Genomic DNA, 12,404 nt, shown 5'->3' with positions numbered 1-12,404 from the left:
TGGCATGACTCACGTCGGATCAAACCTAAAAGGCATTTCGATTGATTGCACAGGCAACCAGTTCAACAAAAAGCGTTCGCTACAGAAGGCCAGTGATTGAAATTTGAATAATTTCCTAATTATCAAGAGTTTATATAGAATTGGGTAGAATTAACTAAATGAACTGGCTTTCTATACAGATCTTTATGGGTAGTTATTGTGTAAATATATAGAATGTACGTTAATATAATATTGATTAATATGGAATTAAAGTAACTTTTGTTGAATCGATAAACTAGTAGAAGTACTTACGGCAGTTAAAAGAGCGTAGGCCAGTGTGTTGGCAAAATAGATTCTATAGATACTTTTGAATGTATACTCAGTGTTTAGTAAGTACAATAGAATCCCAAGAATCTATAGAAACTAAATTCGTCAAAGTCGCCGATCGCTCTTTGATCCTTTATACATACACAAGCGCATATTTTTTACCCGGTAGTGAACGGACAAATCCTCTAAATTCCAGGCTGAGAAGTAAGGAGGCCAATTTCCCCATGTGCATCTGACTCTTCCAGCTTAACTCATCAATATGCATGTTCTCGCATTGACGAAGTAAGGCCAGAATCTGACTCTCTTCGTCAGTCAAGTCGACAGGTAAGGCGGGTGCTATCCTGTTTCGTGAACCCTGCTCGTTGGTTTGTTTAGTCGATTGATCCCAATTTAGACCTTCAATAATATCGTTGGGACTGGTGTAGATCTGCGCCTTATTCTCTCGGATGAGTTTGTTACAGCCTGCCGAAAAAGCTTGGTTTAATTGGCCTGGTACTGCAAATACCTCACGGTGGTAGTTGTTGGCATACTCAGCTGTAATCAAGGCTCCGCCTTTGGCCGCAGCTTCTACGACCACCACCACATCGCTCAAACCAGCAATAATCCGATTTCGGGCTGGAAACAAATGCGCATCTGGTTTAGTACCGGGTTGACTTTCGGTGAGCAGGCCGCCCAATGGTTGCATGTCCTGCGCTGTTTTCTGATGCACGTTTGGGTAAATAACGTCTAATCCACTCGCCATGACGCCAATTGTGGGTAGGCCATTGGCTAAACTGGAACGATGAGCTGCAATGTCGATGCCATACGCCAGACCACTGATGACATGTACGCCCAAAGGAGCGATCGCTTCAATGATTTCATTCGTAATGCGTCGGCCATAATCGGTAGCTTGTCGGGTACCAACGATACCAATCGTGCGGGATGTATTCAGGTTGCCTTTACCCTGAAAATAGAGTAAGGCTGGTGCATCATAAAGTGCCTTCAAACGGCTTGGGTACGCCTTTTCTGTATAGAATAAGGCAGTGGCGCTCATTTTTTCCAACCGATTCAGAATTCGTTCGGCTTCGGTCAGGACATCCGATTTCAGAATAGCCCTGGCAGTTACCTCGCCAATACCGGGTACTTTCAGTAATCTACCCACTGGTGAGCGGAGGACATCGGTTGCTGAACCACAATAGCTAATCAGTTGCCGAATAAGAATACTCCCTACGCCAGGTACAAGTGTGAGGGCAATTTGGTGTTGAGTATCGGTGGACACAGAATGAAGATCAGAGTAAGTTCTTTTACTAGACACTATATCTGTAAATAGTAACTTAATGAGTTCCTAAACTTCTACTTTTTTTACGAATTTGTAGTTAGTAGCCCGGACATCTTGTCCGCATAGCCAACTCGGCCATTGATGAAGCGGACAGGATGTCCGCGTTACTAACGTGAGCGTTTTAACAAACGAACTTTGAGCGTTTCAACAAAGCAGGCCGGGCCAATTCGCTGGACCTTTGTCAAAAATAAAATTCAACGACAATGACAAAAGTTTGGTTTATCACCGGTAGTTCCAGAGGCCTGGGACGTAGTTTAACAGAAGCTGTTTTGGCAAAAGGAGATCAGGTTGCCGCAACGGCTCGCAACCTGGAGCAGCTAAAAGACCTCACCAAAACCTATCCAGATCAGATCTACCCCATCCAGTTAGATGTGACCGATAAAGGGCAGATTATCAAGGTTGTTGAGGAGGCTATAGCTCATTTTGGCCGAATTGATGTATTGGTGAACAATGCTGGGTTTGGTATTATTGGAGCTGCTGAAGCCTTTACCGATGAGCAGGTGCGTAGCCAGTTGGAAACGAATCTCTACGCCCCCATCGAAATAACGAGGGTTGTGTTGCCCCATATGCGGAAACAGCGTTCGGGTCGTATTTTGCAAATTAGTTCAATAGGTGGTCGAGTCGGTAATGCAGGTTTAACGATGTATCAGGCCGCTAAATTTGGGTTGGGTGGTTTCAGTGAAGCGCTGGCCAAAGAAGTTGCTCCACTCGGTATTCGAGTAACCAGCGTAGAGCCGGGTGGTTTCCGGACCGATTGGGCCGGAGCTTCTATGACCTATGCGCCAGCCGTAGAAGGTTACGAAACGACTGTCGATCAACGGGCGGATTTCATTAAAGGAGGAAATTTTGTCCCGGTGGGTGATCCCGAAAAAGCGGCAAAAGTAATGGTGGACCTGGTTGAAAGTCCTGAGCCACCCGTTCATCTGGTTCTGGGCAGCGAAGCCATCGGTATCTTAAAACAGGCCGATTCCGCCCGTCAGGCCGAGTTGGAAAAATGGCTTCCGGTTAGTCTTTCCACCGATCACGACGAAGCCGTCAATTTTCTCGATACGACATTGGGTAAAACATTCATTAAAGCGTAATTTTTTTTGACAGGGTTGACAAGATTAACAGGTTTTTATTGATTCTGAAGCCATTTATATTGACCCTTTTATAGCTTTTTTGTCATTTCCACGCAGGAGAAATCTCAAGCCTGACCAATACACAAACTTGAGATTTCTCCTGCGTCGAAATGACAAAAAACAAATTCAGTTTTACGAAGTCTGGCAAGATTAACAGACTCGATTCTAACCATCCTGTTAATCTTGTAAACCCTGTCAAAAAGAGAGTCTTATGATTACACTGGCAGAAACTAAGCCGCCGTCGAAAATCGTCTATTCCTGTTACTACACCCGTAGCAGGGAAGGGGAGCAGTTCATTTCGGAACATGTGTTTAGCTACCAGATTGCTGGTACACTCACCATGACGGACGGACTGAAAGACTATGTATTTAAGGAAGGTGATTTTCGGTTTAGTCGTAGGAACCACCTCGTGAAATTCTTCAAACAGCCACCCGAAAATGGTGAGTTTAAGTCGCTGTCCATTTATCTCGATCAGGAGACCTTACGCAAGTTCAGTATTGAATATGGTTATAAAGCCGAGGCTCATCAGGAAACCGATGCCATTCTGGAGCTAAAGCCGCATGCATTGTACAAGAGCTTTATGGATTCGTTGCTGCCTTATTTGCAGGAGAATCAAGCCGTAAATGAAAACCTACAGGCTATAAAATTGAAAGAAGCAATTTTAATCATTTTACAGGCTAACCCGGAATTAAGGCACATTTTGTTTGATTTTTCGGAGCCGGGTAAGTTAGACCTGGAAAGCTTCATGAACAAAAACTTTCACTTCAACGTGGAATTAAAACGATTTGCCTACTTGACAGGGCGAAGTCTGGCAACGTTTAAGCGGGATTTTGAAAAGATATTTCATGTATCGCCGAGTCGATGGCTACTCCAAAAAAGGCTACAGGAAGCCTATTATCTGATCAAAGAAAAAGGAAAGGCCCCGTCGGAGGTGTACCTGGAGTTAGGCTTTGAAGACCTATCCCATTTTTCATTTGCCTTTAAAAAAATGTACGGCTTAGCGCCTTCGAAAGTTTAGGAAGCTGACTCAATTGCTTACTCCTCAGTCTCTTTGGTGGTTTCCTGCGACTTATCCAACGCTTCGCGTAACTCCACCATAAATGATTTTATCTTTTTCAATTTGGCGATGTAGCGGGCGTTTTCCTGACGTCGTTCCAGTTTGGCTTTTAAAAATTCGCGCGCACCGGGAAGCGTATATTTCTGGCGATCAATTAAATCCAGAATTTCGGTAAGGTGGTCAATGTCTTCCTGCGTGTACACCCGATCACCAGAGCGGTTTTTCTTAGGCTGAAGTGTAGGGAATTCCTTTTCGTAATAACGCAGTTTAGAGGCATTAATGCCGAACATATCGGCGACTTCCTTAATGCCATAATACAATTTACCAGAACCTTCCATATCACAAACTTGCTGACGTTCGGCTAAACCTGCAAGTTTTACCGTAATTTTGCTGAATTAACGTAGTCTGACGTTTGAAGTTTGTAGTTCGAAGTTGGTTGCCGCATTAGTGATTCTCGCGTCAGCCAACTTCGAACTACAAACTTCAAACGTCAAATATCACACGGTCTACAACCGCAATAAAAATGACTTCCCACGAAATTCGTCGGCATTTTCTCGACTTCTTCCGCTCAAAACAACATTTGATTGTTGCTTCGGCTCCGCTTGTTGCCAAAAACGACCCCACCCTGATGTTCAATAACTCAGGCATGGCGCAGTTTAAAGATTTTTTCCTCGGCAACGGGACACCACCAGCCAAACGGGTTGCCGATACGCAGAAGTGTTTGCGGGTGTCGGGTAAACATAACGATCTGGAAGATGTAGGGTTCGATACCTATCACCATACCATGTTCGAAATGCTCGGTAACTGGTCGTTTGGTGATTATTTCAAGAAAGAAGCGATTACCTGGGCCTGGGAGCTGTTAACGGACGTGTATAAACTGCCGAAAGATCGGCTATATGTATCCGTTTTCCAGGGTGATGATAAAGACAACGTTCCGTTCGATCAGGAAGCGTTCGATTTGTGGAAACCCATTGTTGGCGAAGACCGGATTATTTACGGGAATAAAAAAGACAACTTCTGGGAAATGGGGGATACCGGTCCCTGTGGCCCCTGTTCCGAAATTCACGTGGATTTGCGGTCGCCAGAAGAGATTGCCGAGAAGCCCGGTAAAGAACTCGTCAACGCCGATCACCCACAGGTAGTTGAAATCTGGAACCTCGTGTTTATGCAGTTCAACCGTAAAGCCGATGGTTCGCTGGAGCCGCTGCCTGCCCGGCACGTCGATACCGGTATGGGCTTCGAGCGGTTGTGCATGGCCATTCAGCAGAAACGATCAAACTACGATACCGACGTTTTCTCGGGTACGATTCACGTAATCGAAGAACTGTCGGGCCTGAAATACAGTGCCGGAACCGGTATGGCCGATGTAGCGATGCGCGTTATTTCTGACCACATTCGGGCCGTGTCGTTCGCCATTGCTGACGGCTTGGTACCGTCTAATTCGAAAGCAGGCTATGTGATCCGACGGATTCTGCGTCGGGCAATCCGGTATGGCTATTCGTACCTGAACCTGACCGAACCATTCATGACCAAACTCGTGCCTACGCTAGCCATGCAGTTTGCCGATGTTTTCCCCGAATTGAACGCTCAGCGTGATTTCGTGGCAACGGTTATTCGGGAAGAAGAAATTGCTTTCCTACGGACACTGGGAACAGGCTTGGGCCGATTAGATCAGATCATTAGCGACTTGAGCGGCAAAGGCACCAAAGAAATTCCGGGCGAAACGGTATTCGAACTGAATGACACTTTTGGCTTCCCAGCTGATTTAACGGCCCTGATTGCCCGTGAGAAAGGATTGAGCATTGACGAAGTCGGTTTCCAGAAAGCCCTACAGGTGCAGAAAGCCCGTTCGCGGAAAGATGCAACGTCGTCTGCTGGTGACTGGATCGAATTGGCCGAAACCGATAAAGTTGAATTTGTGGGTTACGACCAGCCTGAAGCCTATGCCCATGTGGTGAAGTATCGGAAAATTCAGAACAAGCAGGGGACTCAGGTTCAGGTCGTACTGGATAAAACGCCGTTCTACGCTGAATCCGGTGGACAAATTGGCGATACGGGCGTACTCGAACTGTTCAAAGGTTCGGACCAGATTGGCACGTTAACGGTGCTGGATACCCGGAAAGAAAATGATCTGAGTATTCACATTGTTCAGGACGTGACCGGTATTGACGACCTACTAACCGAAGCGGATACGGTGTATGCTGTTATCAACAACGCTCGTCGGGGTCTGATTGCCAGCAACCACTCGGCTACGCACCTATTGCATTCGGCGTTGCGCGAAGTGTTAGGAACACACGTTGGTCAGAAAGGTTCGTACGTTGGCCCTGATGCCCTGCGCTTCGACTTCTCGCACTTTACCAAAGTGACCGACGAGCAGTTGGCCGAAGTGGAGCGTATCGTAAACGAGAAAATCCGTGAAGATATCAAGCTCGATGAGAAGCGGAATGTCCCCATCGCACAAGCCAAAGAATTAGGCGCAACGGCCCTGTTCGGCGAAAAATACGGTGATTTTGTGCGTGTAATCACGTTCGATCCTAGCTACTCGGTTGAACTTTGTGGGGGTACACACGTGCCAGCTACGGGACATATTGGCCTGTTCAAGTTTACGGGCGAAGGGTCTGTATCGACGGGTATTCGTCGGGTTGAGGCCAAAACGTCGGCGGGTGCCGAAGCCTTGATTAACGAACAGATGGCTGTAGTAAGTGAGTTGAAAGACTTACTGAAAGCGCCTAAAGATATTGTTAAAGCCGTTCAGGCGTTGCTTGATGAACGGACTGCCTTACAGAAGCAGGTAGAAGCGTTGCAGAATGAGAAAGTTCAGCAACTGAAAAATCAACTGCTGGATAAAGTAGAGGTTGTAAATGGGCATTCTCGTCTAGTTGAGCGGGTCGACGTTCCGAATGCGGATGCCCTGAAACAACTGACGTATGATCTGAAAGCGAAAGTAGACAACCTGGCTGTTGTTCTTGGCGCTGATATCAATGGCAAGCCACAACTAGCCGTGATGCTACCCGATTCATTGATTCAGGGTAAAAATCTGAATGCTGGTCAGGTAGTGAAAGAGCTGGCGAAAAACATCAAAGGTGGTGGCGGTGGCCAGCCATTTTTCGCTACGGCAGGCGGTTCCGATTCATCGGGACTGGATGCTGCGTTGGCACAAGGGAAAGCGTTATTGGGGTAAACTAGACCTGTTATGACAACTATCCAACTGACATTGCCCGATCAACAAGTATCGGCTTTGCAATCGAAGGCTGAATCGGAAAATCTTACGATTGAAGAGCTGTTGAAGCAAACGATTGAGACAATTTTAGCTCAATCATCTGAAAAGGAGCGTGCAATGGATTATGTTCTGGCTAAAAATAGAGCCTTGTACGAACGGCTAGCTTAATGGTATTTCTATCTCTCACTGATGCACTTTCGTTGCATGAACGAATTATTCTGCAATCGGGCGGGAGTTTAGGTGTTCGAAATAGGGATGCCATTGCATCTGCTTTGATTCAGCCTTTTGCGACCTTTGATGGCCAGCAGCTTTATCCAACACTCGTTGATAAAGCTGCTTTGGCTGGCTATTTGTTAATCTGCAATCACCCATTTGTCGACGGAAATAAGCGGATTGGCCATGCCGTGATGGAAGTGGTTTTGATCCTAAATGGGTTCGAAATTGCTGCTAGTGTTGATGAGCAGGAGAAAATTATCCTACAAGTTGCTGACGGAACGTTAAGTCGAGAGGAGTTTACAGACTGGCTTCGTCAAAATATAAAGGCAGCTTAAAAAACGACTTGCTTGTTGTTATAGTGTCTACTAAATCATTAATATGCTGAGTTCTAACTTCCCGAAAGCCTAAACTTTCGGGAAGTTTTATTTCTAATCTTACCGTTAATCCTCCATGCGAAACCTACTGCTTGCGCTTTTTATACTGCTTGTAACAATCAATATAGCTCACGCCCAAAAACAAAACGTCGATCTTTTGATCAAATCAGGGAACCTGATTGATGTAAAAACGGGCAGCATTCTGACGAAGAAAATCATTGCTACTCGTGGTAAGACCATTGTGGGTGTGTTCGATGAAGCCCAACTCAAGAATTTTCAGGCGAAAAAGACGATCGATGCGAGCGGAAAATACATCATTCCGGGTCTGTGGGACATGCACGTTCATTTTGGTGGTGGGGATACCTTGATTGAGGAAAACAAAAACCTCTTCCCACTTTACATTGCACATGGGATTACGGCCATTCGCGATGCTGCTGCCGATTTGAGTCCAAGCGTATTAAAATGGCGCGATCAGATTGCAAAAGGTGAATTGATGGGGCCAACACTGTTTACGTCTGGCCCTAAGTTGGAAGGCTATAAATCGAGTTGGGTAGGCGATATTGAAGTGAGCACAAATGCCGAAGTCGACAAAATGCTTGATTCATTGCAAGGATTGAAGGTTGATTTTGTGAAGATCACCGATAATGCGATCAAGCCGGATATCTATCTCTACATTTTGCAGGAAGCCAAAAAGCGCGGTATGAAAACCTCGGGGCACGTGCCCTTTGCCCTGACGATGGACGAGGTTTCTGCGGCAGGTTTAGGTTCGGTGGAACACATGAGTTATGTTCTCAAAGCAGGCTCAACGCGCGACAAGGAGGTGGCCGACAAAGTTAGGTCAGGTCAGCTAACTGCCCGATTGGCATCGCCGATAGTTGCCCAAAGTTTTGATGAAACAACTGCGTTGGCGGTTTATGGTCGAATGGCTAAAAACGGTACAATCGTTGTGCCTACGTTAAACATCAGCCGTACTGTAGCGTATCTGGATCAGGATAATCACCAGAAAGATAGCTACCTGCAATACATCGGTCAGGGGCTTAAAAATACCTACTCCTGGCGGGTGAGCCGGGTGGCGAAAGATGGGCCAGAAGCCATTGCCGAACGCCATGCCGTTTATGAGAAATCGGCGGCTTTGCTTCCGCTACTTCATAAAGCGGGTGTGACGATCATGGCTGGAACCGACGCTGGATTTCTGAACTCTTACGTGTATCCGGGCCTGGGCCTGCATCATGAACTTGGCTATTTCGTGAAAGCCGGATTGACGCCCCTACAAGCGTTGCAATCGGCCATTATTCCGGGACCTGTGTTTTTAAACAAGACCGCTTTGTATGGCGATATTGCCCCCGGGAAAAGTGCCGATATTGTTGTGTTGGATAAGAATCCGCTCGAGAACATTAGTGCCACGCAGGCGATTAATACCGTCATTCTGCGCGGAACCGTGTACGATCGAAAGGCGTTGGATGGGTTGCTGGCCGACGCAAAAAAGAAAGCTAGCAAGTAAGCATGTCAGTATTCTCACAACCCATCGGTGTATTTGATTCCGGCTATGGCGGCCTGACTGTTCTGCGCGAAATTGTTCAGAAATTACCTCAATACGATTACGTTTACCTCGGCGATAACGCTCGAACGCCTTATGGTACCCGCTCATTCGACACGGTTTATCACTACACGCTCGAATGCGTCCGTCACTTGTTCGATCAGGGTTGCCGTTTGGTAATTTTGGCCTGTAATACCGCATCGGCCAAAGCCTTGCGTAATATTCAGCAGCTTGATTTGCCAACGCTTGCGCCAGACAGACGGGTGCTGGGCGTAATACGACCCACCACCGAAGTCATCGGCAATTATTCCAAAACGGGTGAGGTGGGTGTTTTGGCTACGCGGGGAACTGTCACCTCAGAATCGTATCTGGTTGAAATTGAGAAGTTCTTTCCAAACCTGAACGTCTATCAGGAAGCATGCCCAATGTGGGTGCCTTTGGTCGAAAACGGCGAATACGCCAGTCCGGGGGCCGACTATTTTGTTCGACAACATATTGATCGATTACTAGCTCAATCCCCTGATATTGATACGATTCTGCTTGCCTGTACACACTACCCACTCCTGATCGATAAAATCCGGCAGGCAGCACCAGTGGGCACGACGATTCTGAGTCAGGGACGCATTGTTGCCGAGAGTTTAGCCGATTATTTACAACGCCACCCCGAGCTCGAAGCGCAGTGTAGCAAGCATGGGAAGCGCACTTTTCTGACAACCGACTCTACCGATGACTTCGACCGACAGGCTACCATTTTTTATGGGCAGCCTGTGCAATCAGGGCACTTGGCATTGTAGCGCGGACATCCTGTCCGCATAGCTATTATCTCTACAATTTAGATTGAAGCGATGCGGACAGGATGTCCGCGCTACTTAAAACACAACTCGATAACTCAATACCGGTATCAACCCCGTCGCATAATACGATTTAACTGTACCGCTGGCTGGATCGAAATAGTGGTTATAACTGTTTTGCCGATTGATGGCATTCTGCAAATCCAGTGAAAGCGTTCGGGTTGAATTGAGTCGATTTTTCTTCCAGCTGAGTCGGATGTCGGGCCGGAAATAATCGGGCAATTGTTCCGTAAACGATTGATTATCTACGTACACCGTTTCTCCCAGCCGTTTGGATTCGGCGATGTCAACCGGTGTGTCACGATAACCTCCATAGTAGCTCAGTTTCAGGTTTAAGCCAAATACATTGGAACCTGACACCCACTCATTACCCACCAGCAGGCTTTCGGCGAAGCGGCCATTCCAGCGCGTATTTCGCCAAACCCTATCCGACCCCTGATATTCCGAATTGTAGAGCGATGAGGAGAGTAGAAAATAAAAACTATTGCCCGACGCCGACCGACGAAGAAATTGTTCCAGCGTTAACTCAAGCCCATAATTCCGGCCAATACCTGCGTTGACCAGCGCTCGGTCAGTGAACCCATCGAATCGATTGATACTTGCAAGGGCGTCGCGTTGACCGGCACTCACCGGAATGTTGAACAGATGCTGGTAATACGTTTCCACTTTCAAGCGTAGTGGCGCTCCATCACTGTGGCTGTTCAATCGTTGATCATAGGCTAGCACGTAATGATGGGAGCGGGTAAAACTCAGGTTTCGATTGGACGTAACTGGACTACCCGACTGATCGGTTGGAAGTACAAAATAGACTGCTGGATTCTGCAACTGGCTATGCAAGCCGTAGCCCAGACTAATGGATTTATTGGCTGAGAATGCCCAGCGAATAGAACCACGTGGTTCCAGCGCCGAGGTGTTGTTGAGGTTCAGACGAAGATAGTGCAGCCCGGCGTTGATCGTTAATTGCTCCGATAGTCGATAATTCCACTGACCAAATGCCTGTAGTGTACTGGTTTGATCGCTAACCCGAACCTGTGTTAATACTTGCTGCTGTTCTGAATCCCAGGATTTTTGATTCAGATCGTACAGCAACTGTGTGCCAATTAAGCCGGTTCGGAATGTGTGCTGAGCATTGAGTTTATAGGTCAACGTGGTCGATAGAATACGCTTTTGGGTGAGGAAGGCATCGTTCTCCCGCTCCGAGGCCGAGTATTCTTTGGCGGGGTCCAGCAGTTCAGTTCGATCCCTATTTTCATAGCCAGAGGCTAGTATTACCGTTTTGAGTAAGGCTTTCCGACCAATTGATAAGGCGTGTGTTAGCCCAGCGGCACCCGTATTTGATTGAAAATTGTCATTGTATTGATCGTAGTCGGTTACCCATTTGCTGGAGTCGGCTGGGGCGTTGACTTTGCTACTACTGAGTCCGCCAAAACCGAAGAAGGTGAACGTGCCGACTTTTCGGGTGGGCAGATATAAATTGAACGATAAATCCTGAAATACACTTTCTCCTGTTCCAATATTGACTCCCAGCTTTGAGAGCAGTCCCAGAGTTGAGTAACGATAGTTAATCAAAAACGAACCCTTGTAGTTTTTGGCAATAGGCCCTTCGGCGGCTATATCCAATCCGAGTACACCGGCTTGCACAGTGTATTCCCGCTTGGTGTTGTTGCCCCGTCGTAATTTCAGATCGAATACACCAGAGAGGGCATTTCCATATTCGGCGGGAAAAGCGCCTGTTAGGAAATCGGAATTGGCTAGTAATTGGGCGCTCAGAATAGAAATGCCTCCACCAGCCGAACCCAGATTGGAGAAGTGATTGGGATTTGGAATTTCGACCCCTTCCATTCGCCATAAAAGGCCATTGGGGGCATTGCCACGAATGACAATATAGTTGCCGCCATCGTCGCCCCCAACAACGCCAGCATAGGCTGTTGCCATACGAGCGGGATCGTTCACGGCTGCTGCAAATTTCTGAGTTTCTTCAACCGAAAACGTTCGGGCCGAAACGGCTGCCATTTCATTGATTGGCTTGTCTTTTTCAATCGTCGGCTTTACGGTTATTTCCGATAATTGACTAACAGCTTCTTCGAGCGCGATGGTTAGTACCAATTCCTTCCCCGCATCGACGGTGATATTCTGGAGCGTTGTCGTTTTATAGCCAACAACACTAATTTGCAGGGTTTGTCGACCAACTGGGATCTGTAAAAACTGGAATTGGCCACTGGCATCTGTACTGACCCCTCGGGTTGGTGAGTTGCCGAGAATAACAACAGTAGCCCCAGGGAGTGGCGTTTGCAGGCTCTGATCAACGACCGTGCCCCGGATAGTTTGGGTTAGTGATTGCGCGTAAACGAACGGTGAGAATAGAAAAAGGCAGAGAATTAATAAGCGCTGGTGGCTGGACATG

The 12,404-nt window shown here is 47.1% G+C and carries 10 protein-coding genes; 7 read left to right on the top strand and 3 right to left on the bottom strand.

Annotated elements, in window-relative coordinates:
- Nucleotides 1-439: 439 nt before the first annotated feature.
- Nucleotides 440-1,564 carry a DNA-processing protein DprA gene (gene dprA, locus H3H32_RS13480; protein WP_182463202.1) on the bottom strand — a complete coding sequence of 375 codons (1,125 nt, stop codon included), beginning with the start codon at nt 1,562-1,564 and terminating at the stop codon, nt 440-442.
- 263 nt (nt 1,565-1,827) lie between these two features.
- Between dprA and H3H32_RS13475 the strand changes: the two genes are divergently transcribed.
- Together H3H32_RS13475 and H3H32_RS13470 are read left to right on the top strand one after the other, a co-directional pair.
- The gene (locus H3H32_RS13475) at nt 1,828-2,706 is read left to right on the top strand and encodes an oxidoreductase (RefSeq protein ID WP_182463201.1); all 879 of its coding nucleotides are present in this window, start codon (nt 1,828-1,830) and stop codon (nt 2,704-2,706) included.
- A 250-nt stretch (nt 2,707-2,956) separates the two neighbouring features.
- The gene (locus H3H32_RS13470; protein WP_182463200.1) at nt 2,957-3,763 is read left to right on the top strand and encodes a helix-turn-helix domain-containing protein; all 807 of its coding nucleotides are present in this window, start codon (nt 2,957-2,959) and stop codon (nt 3,761-3,763) included.
- 17 nt (nt 3,764-3,780) lie between these two features.
- On the opposite strand, the gene H3H32_RS13465 is transcribed toward H3H32_RS13470, so the two are convergent.
- The gene (locus H3H32_RS13465) at nt 3,781-4,140 is read right to left on the bottom strand and encodes a MerR family transcriptional regulator (protein ID WP_182463199.1); all 360 of its coding nucleotides are present in this window, start codon (nt 4,138-4,140) and stop codon (nt 3,781-3,783) included.
- A gap of 185 nt (nt 4,141-4,325) precedes the next feature.
- Between H3H32_RS13465 and alaS the strand changes: the two genes are divergently transcribed.
- The 5 genes from alaS (at nt 4,326) to murI (ending at nt 9,943) form a co-directional block, all read left to right on the top strand.
- Nucleotides 4,326-6,983, top strand: a complete 2,658-nt coding sequence (gene alaS, locus H3H32_RS13460) for an alanine--tRNA ligase (RefSeq protein WP_182463198.1) — start codon at nt 4,326-4,328, stop codon at nt 6,981-6,983.
- Nucleotides 6,984-6,995: 12 nt separating this feature from the next.
- The gene (locus H3H32_RS13455; RefSeq protein WP_182463197.1) at nt 6,996-7,190 is read left to right on the top strand and encodes a DNA-binding protein; all 195 of its coding nucleotides are present in this window, start codon (nt 6,996-6,998) and stop codon (nt 7,188-7,190) included.
- Complete coding sequence (locus H3H32_RS13450; RefSeq protein WP_182463196.1) at nt 7,190-7,573, top strand: type II toxin-antitoxin system death-on-curing family toxin; 384 nt, start codon at nt 7,190-7,192, stop codon at nt 7,571-7,573. The genes H3H32_RS13455 and H3H32_RS13450 overlap by 1 nt, the downstream gene beginning before the upstream one ends.
- Nucleotides 7,574-7,688: 115 nt before the next feature.
- On the top strand, nt 7,689-9,113 hold the full coding sequence (locus tag H3H32_RS13445; protein WP_182463195.1) for an amidohydrolase family protein: 1,425 nt from the start codon (nt 7,689-7,691) through the stop codon (nt 9,111-9,113).
- Between the two features lie 2 nt (nt 9,114-9,115).
- On the top strand, nt 9,116-9,943 hold the full coding sequence (gene murI / locus H3H32_RS13440; protein ID WP_182463194.1) for a glutamate racemase: 828 nt from the start codon (nt 9,116-9,118) through the stop codon (nt 9,941-9,943).
- A gap of 75 nt (nt 9,944-10,018) precedes the next feature.
- Here murI and H3H32_RS13435 read toward each other — a convergent pair whose 3' ends face one another.
- Nucleotides 10,019-12,403, bottom strand: a complete 2,385-nt coding sequence (locus H3H32_RS13435; protein ID WP_182463193.1) for a TonB-dependent receptor — start codon at nt 12,401-12,403, stop codon at nt 10,019-10,021.
- Nucleotide 12,404 lies beyond the last annotated feature (1 nt).

Source organism: Spirosoma foliorum, from assembly GCF_014117325.1.
In the GTDB taxonomy this organism is placed as follows: domain Bacteria; phylum Bacteroidota; class Bacteroidia; order Cytophagales; family Spirosomataceae; genus Spirosoma; species Spirosoma foliorum.
This window is presented reverse-complemented; position numbering and strand designations above follow the sequence as displayed.